This is a genomic window from Priestia megaterium (genome assembly GCF_009497655.1).
GTDB classification, from domain to species: domain Bacteria; phylum Bacillota; class Bacilli; order Bacillales; family Bacillaceae_H; genus Priestia; species Priestia zanthoxyli.
The window spans coordinates 3,050,169-3,064,871 of the sequence record NZ_CP023317.1 but is presented as its reverse complement, the minus strand read 5'-3'; the positions used below and the strand labels follow the sequence as shown (position 1 = coordinate 3,064,871).

15 protein-coding genes and 1 pseudogene are annotated in these 14,703 nt (G+C 39.0%); 10 read left to right on the top strand and 6 right to left on the bottom strand.

The genetic code is table 11. The features are described 5' to 3' along the window. Nucleotides 1-91 precede the first annotated feature (91 nt). On the top strand, nt 92-634 hold the full coding sequence (locus CEQ83_RS15485; protein WP_028414422.1) for a GNAT family N-acetyltransferase: 543 nt from the start codon (nt 92-94) through the stop codon (nt 632-634). Nucleotides 635-767: 133 nt separating this feature from the next. Further along, nucleotides 768-1,595: an LCP family protein gene (locus tag CEQ83_RS15480; RefSeq protein WP_028414421.1), complete on the top strand. Its 828-nt coding sequence runs from the start codon at nt 768-770 to the stop codon at nt 1,593-1,595. A 34-nt stretch (nt 1,596-1,629) separates the two neighbouring features. Here CEQ83_RS15480 and CEQ83_RS15475 read toward each other — a convergent pair whose 3' ends face one another. Further along, the gene (locus tag CEQ83_RS15475; protein WP_013057818.1) at nt 1,630-1,893 is read right to left on the bottom strand and encodes a hypothetical protein; all 264 of its coding nucleotides are present in this window, start codon (nt 1,891-1,893) and stop codon (nt 1,630-1,632) included. A gap of 413 nt (nt 1,894-2,306) precedes the next feature. Here CEQ83_RS15475 and hutI point away from each other — a divergent pair, with 413 nt between their 5' ends. Both hutI and CEQ83_RS15465 read left to right on the top strand, forming a co-directional pair. Beyond that, nucleotides 2,307-3,584, top strand: a complete 1,278-nt coding sequence (hutI, locus tag CEQ83_RS15470) for an imidazolonepropionase (protein WP_028414420.1) — start codon at nt 2,307-2,309, stop codon at nt 3,582-3,584. Nucleotides 3,585-3,659: 75 nt separating this feature from the next. Then, nucleotides 3,660-4,034, top strand: a complete 375-nt coding sequence (locus CEQ83_RS15465) for a DUF7674 family protein (RefSeq protein ID WP_028414419.1) — start codon at nt 3,660-3,662, stop codon at nt 4,032-4,034. A 47-nt stretch (nt 4,035-4,081) separates the two neighbouring features. Here CEQ83_RS15465 and CEQ83_RS15460 read toward each other — a convergent pair whose 3' ends face one another. Beyond that, entirely contained in the window at nt 4,082-4,375 is a 294-nt protein-coding gene (locus tag CEQ83_RS15460) for a DUF3817 domain-containing protein (RefSeq protein ID WP_013083888.1), read from the bottom strand. Nucleotides 4,376-4,634: 259 nt separating this feature from the next. Here CEQ83_RS15460 and CEQ83_RS15455 point away from each other — a divergent pair, with 259 nt between their 5' ends. From CEQ83_RS15455 to CEQ83_RS15440, 4 genes are all read left to right on the top strand, one after another. Continuing rightward, nucleotides 4,635-5,210 carry a TetR/AcrR family transcriptional regulator gene (locus CEQ83_RS15455; RefSeq protein WP_028414418.1) on the top strand — a complete coding sequence of 192 codons (576 nt, stop codon included), beginning with the start codon at nt 4,635-4,637 and terminating at the stop codon, nt 5,208-5,210. A gap of 33 nt (nt 5,211-5,243) precedes the next feature. Next, on the top strand, nt 5,244-5,693 hold the full coding sequence (locus CEQ83_RS15450; protein ID WP_028414417.1) for a DUF6188 family protein: 450 nt from the start codon (nt 5,244-5,246) through the stop codon (nt 5,691-5,693). A 122-nt stretch (nt 5,694-5,815) separates the two neighbouring features. Further along, entirely contained in the window at nt 5,816-8,854 is a 3,039-nt protein-coding gene (locus tag CEQ83_RS15445; protein ID WP_028414416.1) for an efflux RND transporter permease subunit, read from the top strand. A 245-nt stretch (nt 8,855-9,099) separates the two neighbouring features. Next, nucleotides 9,100-9,822, top strand: a complete 723-nt coding sequence (locus tag CEQ83_RS15440; RefSeq protein ID WP_155017383.1) for a GDSL-type esterase/lipase family protein — start codon at nt 9,100-9,102, stop codon at nt 9,820-9,822. 135 nt (nt 9,823-9,957) lie between these two features. Here the strand turns inward: CEQ83_RS15440 and CEQ83_RS15435 are convergent. Both CEQ83_RS15435 and CEQ83_RS15430 read right to left on the bottom strand, forming a co-directional pair. Continuing rightward, nucleotides 9,958-10,998, bottom strand: a pseudogene (locus CEQ83_RS15435) (alkene reductase); the annotation flags it as partial. A 173-nt stretch (nt 10,999-11,171) separates the two neighbouring features. Further along, on the bottom strand, nt 11,172-11,291 hold the full coding sequence (locus CEQ83_RS15430) for a DUF4023 domain-containing protein (protein ID WP_080754499.1): 120 nt from the start codon (nt 11,289-11,291) through the stop codon (nt 11,172-11,174). A gap of 206 nt (nt 11,292-11,497) precedes the next feature. Here CEQ83_RS15430 and CEQ83_RS15425 point away from each other — a divergent pair, with 206 nt between their 5' ends. Then, nucleotides 11,498-11,815 carry a hypothetical protein gene (locus CEQ83_RS15425; protein WP_028414413.1) on the top strand — a complete coding sequence of 106 codons (318 nt, stop codon included), beginning with the start codon at nt 11,498-11,500 and terminating at the stop codon, nt 11,813-11,815. 21 nt (nt 11,816-11,836) lie between these two features. Here the strand turns inward: CEQ83_RS15425 and CEQ83_RS15420 are convergent, their stop codons facing one another. Next, nucleotides 11,837-12,115, bottom strand: coding sequence for an RNA polymerase sigma factor (locus CEQ83_RS15420; RefSeq protein WP_028414412.1), 279 nt, complete (start codon nt 12,113-12,115; stop codon nt 11,837-11,839). Between the two features lie 326 nt (nt 12,116-12,441). After that, nucleotides 12,442-13,629, bottom strand: coding sequence for a macrolide family glycosyltransferase (locus CEQ83_RS15415; protein WP_155017381.1), 1,188 nt, complete (start codon nt 13,627-13,629; stop codon nt 12,442-12,444). A gap of 219 nt (nt 13,630-13,848) precedes the next feature. Between CEQ83_RS15415 and CEQ83_RS15410 the strand changes: the two genes are divergently transcribed. Further along, nucleotides 13,849-14,565 (top strand): CPBP family intramembrane glutamic endopeptidase, encoded by a 717-nt coding sequence (locus CEQ83_RS15410; RefSeq protein WP_047750514.1) that lies wholly within the window; start codon nt 13,849-13,851, stop codon nt 14,563-14,565. Nucleotides 14,566-14,703: the final 138 nt, after the last annotated feature.

Sequence of the window (14,703 nt, the reverse complement as noted above, 5' to 3'; positions counted from 1 at the left end):
TGATGGCTTTTTTTTACATAGACAGTTGACAGTTTATTATGATAAATGTAATATATTTAGAAAAGTCAGAAATAATAAGGGGGAGAATTATGTGATAGCTCTACGACCGTTCTCCAAAAAAGACTTTAAACAGCTAATGGATTGGATTCCCTCCGAGTCATTTATGGTGCAATGGAGCGGCTCTAGCTTTTCTTTTCCGCTTACTCCTAGACAGTTAAAACACTACATTCGATATGCAAATGAAGATGGTGCCTCTACCTATGCTTTTTCTGTAATAGATGACAATGAACAGCTTATTGGGCATATTTCCCTGGCTCATATTGATTATTATCATAAAACAGGAAGAATTGGCCGAGTGCTGCTTGGTGAAAAGTATAGAGGAAAAGGGTTTTGCGCGCACATGTTTGAAAAAGTGTTAGCTTTCGGTTTTGAAGAACTGGGCCTTCACCGAATTTCGCTCGGCGTCTTTGATTTTAACGAGCGGGCGATTCAGTCTTATGAACGAATTGGCTTTACACGCGAAGGCCTTCTTCGAGATGTCCGGCTTGTAGATGGACAGTACTGGAGCTTAATTGAAATGAGTATGCTAGAAAGTGAATGGGCACAGCGTGATGTGCATCAAAAATCAAGCTAACATCTACTAGTGAAAAGCCAGCTTCCCAACAAGCGGGCTTTTTTGACGTGTGCTTAAATTTCCTCAAGAAGGTATAAATTTTCATTCATTAAGGCATATAGAGAGTAAGTGATGTGTAAAGGAGGCCGTATGAATGAAAAAATACAAAGTAGGCGTCTTAGCGGCATGTATGTTGCTTTTAGGAACCGCTGGGTTTGGAATTGTCTATCAGCATCAAACATCTGCTAAAGAGCAGCCTCATTCGTTTAATGTACTCGTTATGGGCGTAGATGAAAGGCCAGGCGATACGGGCCGCTCAGATGTATTAATGGTGGTCAATTTAGATAAAAGCCATAATAAAGCAAAGGTTATGCCGATCCCTAGAGATACGCGCGTGCACATTGATGGAAAAGGGACGGATGAGAAAATTAACCATGCTTATCGATACGGAGGCATTCCTTTAACCGTGCGCACGGTTGAGAATTTTTTAAATATTGACGTTGACTACTATGTGAAAGTAAATATGGAGGGGTTCAAAGATGTAGTCGATGAACTTGGCGGCGTGAACGTGAATAACCCGTTTCCTTTTGTCTTTGATTCATTTATCTTTCCTGAAGGAGAAAATGCGTTGAACGGTGAAAAAGCTCTTGCCTATGTACGGATGAGACATGAAGACCCAAAAGGTGATTTAGGAAGAAACAATCGCCAGCGTCAAGTGGTGGAAGCTCTATTAGATAAAGGAATGAACATGTCAACGGTGAAAAATATCCCAAGTCTTCTCACGCTCGCAAAAAAGCATATCCAAACGAATATTGATGTCAGCGATGCATTTACGATGTATAACGTCATTAAGAATGGACGGCCTGATTTCGAAACGGTAACGGTAAAAGGAGAAGGACAAATGGTAGATGGTACATGGTATTATGTTGTAAAACCATCTGAAAAAAAGCAGCTGAGCGCTATGTTTCAACAAACCCATTAATAAAAAAGAGGGCTGAATTTTTTCAGCCCTCTTTTTATTCACCAATTTCTTCTTGACGCTGCAAGCAGGAAATTTGTTTTTTCTCTGGATGGACACCAAATGTATAGCCCCACGTTTGCAATTTATCTAGAATGATTTCGTCTTTTTTAAAGCCAAAGATCATCACTACATCTTGGTTTTCATCTAAAAGCAAATACTTTTCATCTTTGCGCCACATCGTTAAGTTTGACGCATAGAAAAGATTCCAGCCGTTATTCATGCGATGGCCGGTTGCTTGGTTTTTATAGTTGACAATCATATTTCTTCCTCCATTAGTGAATCTTTCTAAAAGTAAAACTTCAAAGAATATTATAAACGTTCTCTTCCTAGAAATCTATTATTTATCCTATTGAGGGGACCTCGCCGTGATGTTTATAAAATACATGTGATAAAAGATTTAGTATATAAGGATATATCTGTATAAAACAACAGTCAATAAGTAAGAAAACGGAGAAAAAAAGGGTCTAAAAGCGTATATAATTGAAAAAAATATAAGTTATCTAGCTTTAAAGACTTAAAAACACGCTTTTCAGACCATGGACATGCTTTTTCGAATTTCTACCTACAAGAAAGAAGGCAGAGGTGCGAAATGTGTAGGTGAATCTAAATGAGTTTACGGTAAACATGGAGCCCCAAAACGTGGTACACGCTAGAAAAGGGGGAAATTCAACGATGTCCAAAAAAGCGCTATGGATTAAAAATGCTTCGCAAGTTGTAACGGCCAAAGAAAATAAAGGTCCTTTAGCTGGAAAAGAAATGAGAAACTTGACGGTGATTGAAAATGGCTCAGTCTGGATAGAAGGAGATCAAATTGTGACCGTAGGTACAACAAAAGAGCTAGAACAAAAATATGAAAGGGAAAGGAATGACGCAACCATTATTGATGCTTCTCATAAAATTGTGACTCCGGGTCTGATTGATCCTCATACACACGCTGTGTACGCTGGCTCTCGTGAAGAAGAATTTTATAGGCGATTTGAAAGACCAACTTCTTACTTGGATTTATTAGAAGAAGGTGGAGGTATTCACTCCACTGTCGTTCAAACACAGGAAGAATATGCGTACCGGATTTATCAGCAGAGCTATGAGCGTCTTACGTCTTTTCTAGCTCACGGAGTCACGACTGTAGAAGTCAAAAGCGGGTACGGCTTAGAACTAGAAACAGAACTGAAGCAGCTGCAAATCGCTAAAATGCTGAATGATACACACCCAGTTGATGTCATAAGCACCTTCTTAGGAGCACACGTCGTACCTTTAGCATATAAAAGAGATACGCAGAAATACGTCAATTTACTTATTCACGAAATGATTCCTCAAATTTCTTCTTATAAGCTCGCAGCATTTAATGATGCTGTATGTCTTCCAAATGCTTTTTCATTCCAACAATGTCAAGAAATACTCGAAGCCGGGAAAAGCCATGGCATGCTTCCTAAAATACATGCCGACCCCTTTGAATACTGCAGAGGAGCAGAGCTCGCAGCAGAGGTAGGAGCGATATCAGCAGATTATCTTTTGTATGCTTCTGATGAAGGGTTAAAGAAACTGGCTGAAAAACGGATCGTAGCCACACTTTTACCGGGGAATTCCTTATTTGTTGGAATGAAATGGCCAGATGCTAGAAAAATGATCGATTTAGGCGTTCCGGTTACTCTTTCTACAGACTGCAATCCAGGTTCATCTCCAACGACTTCACAGCAATTTGTGATGAATCTGGCATGTATGAATATGAACATGAGTCCTGAAGAAGTGCTTGTAGCCACAACTATTAACGCAGCTCATGCTATTAATCAAGGAGATAAGATTGGGAGTATTGAAGCCGGAAAACAAGCTGACTTAGCGATTTTTAATGTCTCTAGTTATCGAACCCTTCAATATCAGTATGGCTTGAATCATATTGATAGCGTAGTGAAAAAAGGAGAAGTAGTTGTAGAAAACGGTAAAGTTTTGTAAAACAAGTTTATAGAAAAAGAGAAAAGGGTAAAGAATAGAGAATTTGTCACACATGCAAAGGCAGGGAATTTAGATATGATTACAAAACAAAATGTTATTCCATTACTAAAAGAAGCTTGCCCATCTTTTGAGCCAAGCGAAGAAATCAACTTCAACGATAAAGAAGAGCTGCAGCATGAATTAAGCCGAGTAGCGGGTCATTTGATCTCTCTTGAATATAACGGCCAGCTCGAACGTGAACCGGATGTGTTTGAAGCGATTGAACAGCTGTATATAGAAGGTGAATCTGATGTGAAAGAAGCTGTTACAACGGGACTCTTTCAAGCAATGCATGAAATGATTATAGATCAGCAAATTAGTCCAGAAGAAATTGGAATGCTATTAAAACCTCACTCACTGAAGTGGTGGAAAACGATTGACCACTTTAGCGAAAATAGTGCGGAACAGTAAGGAAAAAGAACGTCATGGAAACATGATGTCCGTGACGTTCTTTTCTTTTACTGTTCTTTTTTCAGCTGGCGCTCTAAAATAAAAGGACCAAACGGAATAACCGACATAAGAAATGCAAATAAAGAGCGGCCGATTGACCATTTATGAGCGAATTTTACATGAACGACTGCAAGAGCATACAGCACAAAAAGTGCACCGTGTGCTGCGCCTACAACTGATACAGCTTCGGGTATGCCTGCTGCATATTTTAGCGGCATAGCAATGCCCAGCAGCAGTAAAAATGAAATTCCTTCTAAAATTCCTACTAAGCGCAGGCGACCGATTGGTGATGTAAGAACCATGTTTTCTCCTCCCGTAACGACGGAATAAATTTCTGTATCGATGACAAAAATGTACCATAGCAAGCTCTTCATATACAAGCATCATTTGTATCTGTCACAAAAAAGTCGAAAACGCTTTAATTTGCGCTATAGAAGTGTTGTGTTTAAAAAACTGACATACTCTTGTGATGCAATGTATAAAGAAGCACACTACGTGTTGACAAGTTATTTTAATTATTTTATATGTATAGTATCGAAAACGTATGAGAGGATTTTTATCATGACAAACCGAAAACAGCAGCGGGAGAAAATTTTAGATGCTGCTTTTGAAGTGTTCGGATCCAAAGGTTACTATGAAGCAAAAATGATTGATATTGCTAAACTAGCGGGTGTATCTAAAGGAACGCTTTACTTGTACTTTTCGTCTAAAGAGTCGCTTTATATCGCTGTTAATAATCGTTCGTTTGATGAGTTTTTGTATCATGCAAAGCGAAGAACAGATAAATGCCAAACGTTTCACGAAAAGCTCTATTCAGTTGCGAAACATCACCTGCTCTTTTTTTACGAAACTAAAAAATATCCGGACTCTTTTTGGCAAGCCCCTCACCAAATGCCAGAAATGATGGGTCGTCTTCATCAATTTTTTGAGGATTATCACGGGCTTGTTGCTAAATTGATTGAAGAGCAAAAAATAAAAAACGCTTTTTTACACTCAAAAGCGTTTTGCAGCATGTTAAATGGGTATAGGATGGATATCGTTTCCGATGATGATATAACAGAAGAAGATATCATGAACTATGCGGAGTTCATTGTGAACTTATACATTGAAGGTTGCTATTTTGAGACCCAAAAATGACTCGTCGGTACTGGTTGATAATGGAGGGATATGATGAATAACAGCAGCACAGTAATTAATTTTTCATATTTTCAAGAACAAACCGTTACCAAGGTAAACACAGACAACACCCTGCCGTTTTCTCTTGGATTTAGTAAAGGCGGACTTGTGGCAGAATGTCCATGGAGACTAAAAAACAAACGCAGCATCTTGCTTGGTCAAGCAGACTGGAAATCGCTACATTCCGCTGAGCAGCGTCAGCAAGTCGAAGCGCTGCTGCTTGGCCAGCGCATTCTCTCTATACAGTGGTATGAAGATATCGGTATACTTCGAATTGCGTTTTCTAACGGGTATGCGCTAGATATGTTTCATGACAGCTCGTTTTTTGAAGGCTGGGATTTATATGGTCAAGACGGCTTTTCCTTTATCTCGCTTCCAGGGGGAGCGTGCGACCATCAAATTTCAGTTTGTATAGACAGTTCATCAGCACATGAAAGGAGGTGAGTTTTTTTTACGAAAAACTGACCCATGGGTACTCTAAAATTGTTTAAAAAAATAAAACGGGTCTGCAGCTATTAAAGGATGAAGGCTTCTCAAATAACTTAGTTACGTAACGGAGGAAAAAGATGAATTTTTTGACGAGATTTAGTTTAAAAAATGCGGTAGCTGTGTTTATCGTTTCATTTTTACTTATTTTAGCGGGGCTATATTCATTTTCAAAACTAAAAATTGATTTACTGCCGAATATCGAATTTCCGCAGCTGTCTATTGAAGCAACGTATCCTGGGGCTTCTCCTGATGACGTAAATGAAAGTGTCACGTCGAAAATCGAAGACCAAGTAAAAGGAATTGAAGGCGTTAAAAGCGTACAAAGCGTATCATATGAAAACGTCGGTATTATTAATTTAGAATTCCCGTTTAATACGGATTTAGATAAAGTTGAACAACAAATTAACTCGTCGATAAAAGAATTAGATTTGCCAGAGTCATCAAATGTAGACGTAAACCGTTTTTCATTTGGTTCCTTCCCTATTTTCAACATTTCACTGTTTGCAAAAGATGATGCAAATCTTGAAAAAGTATTAAACGATGAAGTGATTCCTGAATTGAATAAAATTCAAGGTATTAACTCCGTCTCAGTTGGCGGTGTGAAAGAGGACCTTTTACAAATTACGGTCGATAAAGAAAAAGCAGCTCAAGCTGGTTTAACGCTTGATGGGATGAAAGAACAAATTAATCAAAAAGCCGTTTCCTTCCCAGCAGGAACATTAAACGGAAAAGAGCTTCAAATTCCAGTGCGAGTAGAAGAAAAAGTTGCCACGATCGATGCATTAAAGAAAATCCAGCTGAAATCCACGATGAACCCTGAAGCACAGCCTGTGAAACTTGGCGATATTGCCAAAGTCGAAGCCGTAACAGAACAAGGCGAATATACACGCTATGACGGCAAAGATGCGCTGTCGATGGCCATCACAAAAAAGCAAGACGCTAATACGGTTGAAGTGGCCAACGAAACGATGAAGATTTTGAAAAAATATGACGATCAGTTAGACTACGCAATTGGCTTTGACTCAGCTGACGGCATTGAAAAGTCTGTTGAAACATTAGTACGCGAAGGATTGCTCGGGGCATTATTTGCGTCACTCGCCGTGCTGATTTTCTTGCGTAACTTCCGTGCGACAATCATTGCGATTATATCGATTCCATTATCGCTGTTAGTATCAGCTATTTTCTTAAACCAGCTTGATATTTCGCTTAATATTATGACACTAGGTGGAATGGCTGTAGCCGTTGGGCGCGTAGTAGATGACAGTATTGTTGTGATTGAGAACATTTTCAGACGCGTTCGCCGTTCAGAAGAAGGCATGAGCAATGAGCTTGTCGAATCGTCCACAAAAGAGATTTTAAAAGCGATTACCTCGTCTACGATTACAACGGTTGTCGTATTCTTGCCAATCGGCTTTGTAGGAGGAATTACAGGAGAGTTCTTCTTGCCGTTTGCCTTAACAGTTGTTTTTTCACTGTTAGCATCTCTTCTTGTAGCGATTACAATCGTGCCGATTCTCGCAAAGTTTGCATTTAAAAAAGTACCGCCTGAAGAAAAAGAAGGAAAGCTGCAGCGCGGGTATGCAAAAGCGATTGCATGGTCGCTTAATCATAAAATCAAAATTTTGATTTTATCCTTTATTTTACTGTTTGGATCATTTGCGCTTGTTCCTTCACTTGGCTTTACGTTTATTCCAAATGAAGAACAAAAAATGCTTCAAGCCAACGTTCAATTACCGGCATCTACGTCCCTTGAAAAAACAAACGATGTATCCTTAAAAATTGAAAAGATGTTTGCGGACCAAAACGAAATTTCAGACGTGACAACGGAAGTTGGATCACGTGACTTTTCAACAGGTGTAAAACGTCCGAACCAAGTTGGCTATTTCTTGAATGTAAAAGAAGGCGTGAATGTCGATACGTTTATTGATAAAGTTCAAAAGAAAATGGAAAGCATCACGAAAGAAGAATCACCGAAAGCAACAGTTAATGTGCAAGAAGCATCAACAGGAGGGCCGCCTACAAATAATAACGTGACGGTTGATTTATATTCTTCTAATTTAGATGACTTGCAAAAGGCAGCTAAGCAAGTGGAAAACCACTTAAACAAAGACAAACGTCTTAAATATGTAACAAATAACTTCTCAGATAAGCAAAAGCAGCTTGTAGTAGAAGTAGATCCTGATAAAGCCGCAGAGTACGGGGTATCTGGATTTCAGCTGCTCGGTACAATCTCTGATCAAACCAAACCGGTATCGGTTGGAGACTTAAAATTGGATAATACAAAACGAGCGGTTCAGCTTTCGTACGATAAAGACCTTGCCTCAGTAAAAGAAATTAAAGACCTGCAAGTGTTTACAGAGAGAGGGCCTGTGTTAGTAAAAGATATCGCTGACGTTCGTACAATTGATACGTTCACTTCTATTCAAAAGCTCGACGGTAAAGTATTTGCGCGAGTAGAAGCAGACATCAAAGGCGATGATGTTCAAGCTGTGACCAAAGATGTTGTAGATGGAGTGAAAAAGCTAGACTTGCCGAAAGATGTGAGCTTGGATGGAGGAGGCGGAAGCGACGAGACAGTAGAAGTCTTCCAATCTCTAGGTCTAGCCATTTTAACAGCAATCGGCCTTGTGTATTTAACAATGCTCGTTACGTTTGGAAAAGCGCGTATTCCATTTATCATTTTATCGTCACTCATTTTTGTGCCAATCGGTTCGTTAGTTGGTCTTGTCATTGCAAAAGAACCGCTGTCTGTCAGCGTCATGATTGGATTCTTAATGCTGATTGGAATCGTTACAACAAACGCGATTGTGCTTGTAGATCGAATTACCCAAAATCGTGAACAAAAAGGCATGACAATCCGCGAAGCCCTTATTGAAGCTGGGAAAACGCGATTGCGTCCAATTTTAATGACGGCGTTTGCTACCATTGCTGCTTTAATCCCGCTGGCGCTTACTACGTCAAGCGGAACGCTGATTTCAAAAGGCTTAGCCATCACGGTAATTGGAGGACTTACGTCATCTACTCTTCTTACTTTAATTATTATTCCAGTTGTATACGAACTCTTCTTCGCAAGACAAGTAAAAAGAGAAAAACAGCTGGAAAAAGAAACGACATAAGAACTATTTTCTAATAGAGGAAAATATGACCATAGACTATATGTTATAATAAAAGTACGTTTTAACCCCTTATATTATAGAAAAAGAAGCGGCGCTTTCGAGCGCCGCTTCTTTTTTATGTAAAATCATTATTTACAAAAAATGATTAAATGTCTTGTATGGAGGGAAAGAGTGTTAACAGGAAGCTTTACTATATCATCGTAGAGTTATCTAAAAACCATACAAAGTACAGGAGTGTCGTTTTCGTGAGTTCAACAAAGAAAGTTGTATTTATCAGTTCCATTATTTTAAATGTCCTTTTCATAGGTGTTTTTGCTTTTTATGCAACAAGCAGCAGCGCGATGAAAAATCCGCTGTCATCTAAGGGTTCGTCTAAGCAAAGCTATAGAGACAATCCTTATTACATTGAACGGAGTACTTTGTTCAAGCAATTAAGTATTCCTAAAGAGTCCATCGTATTTCTCGGTGATAGCATTACCCAGCGCTCTGAGTGGAGCGAACTTTTTCATAATAAGCAGATTGTCAATCGAGGCGTAGCCGATGATACAACTGAAGGGGTATTGCATCGTTTAAAAAGCATTACAGATGCTAAACCAAAAAAGATTTTCTTAATGATTGGCATTAACGATTTAAATGAGCAAAAATCTGTAAAAAAAACCAAAGCCAATTACGCTGAAATTCTTGAGCGTATTCATAAAGAATCACCGGATACAAAAGTCTATATTCAAAGTGTACTGCCCGTCAACAATAAAAAATGCGGCGACGCAGTGGACAATAAAGATGTTATCGCATTAAACAACTATGTAGAGCGTCTCGCTAAGAAACATAATGCTTCTTACATTGACCTGTATTCGAAAGTATCCAAAAACAATCAGTTAAAAAGTAGTTTCACGGTGGATGGTCTTCATTTAAAAGGCCAAGGCTATGCTGTTTGGAAACAAGAAGTTCAGTCATACGTTAATGAATAAAAAAGAGGTTGAGACGTAGCGTAACGAAACAGATGAAACTACATTCACCATAACAAAAAAACGAACCACTGATTAAACATGCTGATCAGTGGTTCGTTTTTCATTTGAGCTAAAATATTTTTGTTTCAGCTTTTTTTAGATAAGCTCTGGTAAATGTTTTTTAGCATCGTATTCGACAAGAGCATCATCGTTTTTAATGCGGTGTAAATAATCAGGATTTGAAATTAGCGGGCGGCCAATAGCAGCTACGTCGATCCAGCCGGCTTGAAGCGCTTTTTCAGCTGATTCAGGCGTTAAATCACCCACGCCGATAATCGGTCCATCCCAGTACTTACGCGTGATTTCATAAAGGTTTTGGCCGTTTTGGACATCTTCGTAAAAATCAAGCATAGACGGGTGAATAATCTCAATGCCTGTTTCTTTAAAAGCTTCTGTATACGTTTGAATGGCTTTTTCGGTATCATCCCAGCGATAGTCTGGTTTATCAAGCTTATGAGGAGAGAAGCGAATCACAACTCGTTCTTTTCCGATAGCGTCAATAACAGCAGAAATCACTTCTTTCATAAACGTTAATCGTTGTGCAAGGTCGCCTCCGTATTCATCCGTGCGTTTGTTAGACCAGTCTGAATTAAATTGATCAATTAAATAGCCGTGAGCACCGTGAATTTCAACGCCGTCAAAGCCTGCTTCAATGGCATTTTTAGCTGCTTGAGCGTACTGTCCTACAACTTCTTTAATATCTTCTTTTGACATTTCTTCAGGCTCTTCGTACGGCTTGCGGAAACGAGGCACTTGACCTTGTGCTGCAATAGCAGAAGGTGCCTGAGGTTTATGTCCATTGATTAACTCAGGATGACTCAAGCGGCCAACGTGCCAAATTTGAGCAATAATCGTGCCGCCTTCTTCATGAACAGCTTCTGTTACAGGCTTCCATGAATCAATTTGTTCCTGTGTATAGATACCGGGAACGCCAGGATTTCCTTTTGCGCGTTCGCTAATAACAATTCCTTCACTAATAATTAAGCCAATACCATCCTTTGCGCGGCGGCGGTAGTAGTCTACAACGTCTTGACCGACTACGCCTGTCTCTGGATCAGCAAAGCATCGTGTCATCGGTGCCATTGCTGTACGAGTGTGTAAATCAAATGCTTCAATGTTTGTTGGTTGGAATAATTTTTCAAATTTACTCATTTTATATTCAGCTCCTTAAGAGGAAAGTATAGCTGCGAACGTTTTTGCAGCGGGTTCAGTTTATTGTAACAGGGGATTTGTTTTATCTTCAAACATTTCGACTTCCGAAAAATGATCACAAAAAAAGCCGGCTGTTTTGACAGCCAGCTTTTACAATATTAATGCTGTTTGTTAGGAAGTTTTTTCTCCGGGTGGCCAGTAGCTTGACCCTGCTTATTTTTACGCTGCTTTTCTTGATTGTCGTTCAGCTTTTGAACAAATTGATTTGTGTTTTCCATTATCCATACCTCCTTTATGAGCTTTCCCTGTTACTATAACCCATTGCACTCAAAAACATGACGCCAATCCGCTAAAAGCAGCTCCGTATATACACCGGTATATAGAAATTAACAGGAAAATCGTGTATACTGTTGTAAAAATAACGTTAATGTTTCGTGAGTTTATAATTTCTTATTCATTCATGAACAAGAAAAGGTGTTACGCAATGAGTGATTTTTTTAGCGGGAAAGAAATGTCGTTTATTTTAATTTTGACATTCAGCGTGTACATATTTGTCTGGAATGTGCCCCTTCAGGCGACCAATGCCATGATGATTTACTTTATCCTGCTGTTTTTGTATACAGTCAGTAAGCTGCTTTTTTCTCCTCAGTTCCGACAATTTCCGCTTGTTAAGGTGCTATTGGCCATTTTGTTTGTTCTTATGCTGGCTGAAATAATCGTTGCTTACAGCACTCATAGCATAAAGATTACAGATTTACATCATATTTTCGATTATTTCAGTCATATGGATTTGTATTCATAGTATGTACAGCAAAAAAATGATTTACGACGAAATCTTCTCTGAGTTCTGGCTGTGCTTTTTTATATTTTTTACACACTGCTTGCACAAGGAAAGAGAAAGAGTACGTTCTTTGACCAAAAGATCAGGGGAATGCCAAATTTCTTTGAATAGCTCTGTTAAGATGCTTTCGCAAGCATGTGGATCTTTTACTGCTGAATAGACAAGACGATACAAAAGCGTTTCATATCGATTGTAAAGCTGATGAAGTGCTTCTTTCTTTCGGTTTTTTATCTCTTGAATGAGTAAAAGATCATTGTTCATAAACGAGCCCCTTCGAAAATCAATTATAGTTCATTGTACCCTTGTTAAGATGAGCATAAACACCTAAAAAGGAGAGGCTTATGAGCTATGTAGTATCAAAAAAACAAGCCAAAATACTCAACGAGATATCAAAGAAGAGAACTTGGGGAAGTGAGAGACAACCTGCACGCTTTGCTCGTTACGTATCCAAATGAGCTGATAAACTTATTGTAGCTGGATGTGCAATGATTTTCCTTACAGTCGTCAGTTTACTAATCATCGGCATATATACAGTTTGTACATGGCTGTTTTTATAAAGAAAAGGTGCACATCAGTGCACCTTTTCTTTATGAATGTTGCTTCACTACGTGATTGATAATTTGCTCGGCTGCTGCAACCGGTCCAGATGCCTGCTGGAAACTTACGTTGATTTCTTTAATTCCTTTTTTATAGGAATCGTCGCGGACAACTTCGTCAACGGCACTTCTTAAAAGAGAGGCATTTACCGTTTCTTTTGCTAAGCGATAACCAGCGTTTAGTTCCACGAGCCTTTGAGCAACGATCGGCTGATCTTTGCCATGAGGTAAAACGACTAACGGTACGTTAAAATGAATAGCTTCGTTTACGCTGTTCATGCCTCCGTGCGTGATAAAAACGTCCGCTTCTTTTAACACGTCAAGCTGAGGAACATAGGGCAAAATAATAAAATGCTCTGGCGCTTTTTTAATTCTTTTAAAATCGGCCCGGTCTCCTGCTGCAATCACAACTTTTCCATCAAAATCGCTAAATGCGTCGATGCAAAGGTTGAAAAAGCCTTCTACGTCATGAAGTACCGTTCCCATTGAAATATAAAGAACTTTTTCGTCTTTCAGCTTTTCTAACGGAAAATCATGAGAGCGGTGACGCTTTGGAAAGCTTGGCCCAATAAATAAACACGAGTCATCAAAATGTTCATGAAGCGGCTGGAAAAAGCGGCTTGTGTACACGACCGTTAATTCGCCTTCATTGTTCATAAATTGAAGCAGATTTTTAGGCTCTATGCCAAACTGATTTTTAAGCAGGCTGAGCCCGTACTGAGCTTGTTCATCCGGCTGAAATGGAACGTCTGAATCAGGATGAAGAGGCATCATTGCTAAGCGGTCTTTCGGCATTAAAAAAGAAGCAGATGATACAATGCCAGGGATCCGCAAATAATCACGCACTAATTCGCCTGCTCCAAACTTGTCGTAAAACACAAAATCAAATTCAATTTTTTTTGATAATATATGAACAAGCTTCAGCGTATCTAAAGACGTTTGGATGTGGATGTTTAAAAAAGCGTTGATTCCTTGAGGAGTTTCAGGCTTGATGGATACACCGCTTAATAAGTCTGGGTGAATGTGTACGATAGCCCCGGCGTTTTCAAGGCGCTCTTTAAAACGCTCGGCCGTAATGTAATGAACTGTATCACCTCGGTCTGAAAAAGCTTTTACCATTCCAAGCGTTGGGTTTACGTGACCTTCAGCGGGAAAGTTGATCATTAAAATGTTTGCCATTTTTTCACTTCACTTTCGGTAAGATTTCTTCAAGCGTAATCAAATATAAGGAAGTTGACAACTAATTTGGTTAGCGCATTTATTTTTTGAAGCCCTGCCTTTGTGTATAAAATGTGAAAAAATATAACTTTTTTCCTAAAAAATAACATAATTAAACTGAGTTTATGATAGAATTTTGAGAGCACTAGAGAGAAAGAATCATTTTTGGAGGTTGCTATTTTGAGTACGTTATCAACAAATTCAGAACCGGTTTTAAAGCCTAAAAAGAAAAAAGAGTTTACTTACTTCACATTGCTTCTATTTATCGTGTTGGGCTTTGGACTGCAAATCATAGCCGGAATTGGAGTAGCTATTTACGATGAAGTTATGGGTTCAAATATGACAGGAATTTTATTAGAAGGCCCATATGCTCTGCTTGTAGACGCGGCATTTTTTCTAGGGGTTGCGGTGCTTTATAGACCTGTGCGCAGATTTTTAAAACCTATGTGGAACGTCTCGGTATTAAAAGAAGGGAAAACGTATGTATATATTGTGGTAGGCTTTTTAATTGTAGCCGCGGTGCAGTACGTGATGCTTTCATTTTTAAACGTAGAAAGCGCAGATCAGCAGCAAAAAGATTTAAATCAAGGCAGTTTTAATCAAACGCTGCTTTCAAGCTGGATATTTTTTATAAGTGTAGCAGTTATCACGCCTATTAAAGAAGAGCTGCTTTATAGAGGTGTTTTATGTGGTTTCTTAACCAAACGCCATCACGTGCTTGTGGGCATTTTCGTTTCCGCTCTTGTATTCGGTCTTTTACATATTGGCTTTCCGATTACAGCTACCGTCATGGGACTTGTTTTCGCCATTATTTATTATCGAACAAAATCTATTTTCCCATCTATGATTTTACATATGCTGTGGAATGGATTAGTGAGTATAACCGTGTTCTTTTAAAAGAGGGTAAAACAAAGTAGTTTCGTTGAGGGAAAATCCGAACAATTCATCGTTCGGATTTTTTTATTGATAGGATGAATCTAAGTTTCATGCATGTAGCTTCCTTCTAGCTGTTGATTGGATGGATTTCGTTATGTC

What these genes read in the sequence shown, in the direction of transcription:
- CEQ83_RS15480 (WP_028414421.1), top strand. Translation starts at nt 768, where the DNA reads ATGAAAAAATACAAAGTAGGCGTCTTAGCGGCATGTATGTTGCTTTTA.
- CEQ83_RS15475 (WP_013057818.1), bottom strand. Translation starts at nt 1,893, where the DNA reads ATGATTGTCAACTATAAAAACCAAGCAACCGGCCATCGCATGAATAAC.
- hutI (WP_028414420.1), top strand. Translation starts at nt 2,307, where the DNA reads ATGTCCAAAAAAGCGCTATGGATTAAAAATGCTTCGCAAGTTGTAACG.
- CEQ83_RS15465 (WP_028414419.1), top strand. Translation starts at nt 3,660, where the DNA reads ATGATTACAAAACAAAATGTTATTCCATTACTAAAAGAAGCTTGCCCA.
- CEQ83_RS15460 (WP_013083888.1), bottom strand. Translation starts at nt 4,375, where the DNA reads ATGGTTCTTACATCACCAATCGGTCGCCTGCGCTTAGTAGGAATTTTA.
- CEQ83_RS15455 (WP_028414418.1), top strand. Translation starts at nt 4,635, where the DNA reads ATGACAAACCGAAAACAGCAGCGGGAGAAAATTTTAGATGCTGCTTTT.
- CEQ83_RS15450 (WP_028414417.1), top strand. Translation starts at nt 5,244, where the DNA reads ATGAATAACAGCAGCACAGTAATTAATTTTTCATATTTTCAAGAACAA.
- CEQ83_RS15445 (WP_028414416.1), top strand. Translation starts at nt 5,816, where the DNA reads ATGAATTTTTTGACGAGATTTAGTTTAAAAAATGCGGTAGCTGTGTTT.
- CEQ83_RS15430 (WP_080754499.1), bottom strand. Translation starts at nt 11,291, where the DNA reads ATGGAAAACACAAATCAATTTGTTCAAAAGCTGAACGACAATCAAGAA.
- CEQ83_RS15425 (WP_028414413.1), top strand. Translation starts at nt 11,498, where the DNA reads ATGAGTGATTTTTTTAGCGGGAAAGAAATGTCGTTTATTTTAATTTTG.
- CEQ83_RS15420 (WP_028414412.1), bottom strand. Translation starts at nt 12,115, where the DNA reads ATGAACAATGATCTTTTACTCATTCAAGAGATAAAAAACCGAAAGAAA.
- CEQ83_RS15415 (WP_155017381.1), bottom strand. Translation starts at nt 13,629, where the DNA reads ATGGCAAACATTTTAATGATCAACTTTCCCGCTGAAGGTCACGTAAAC.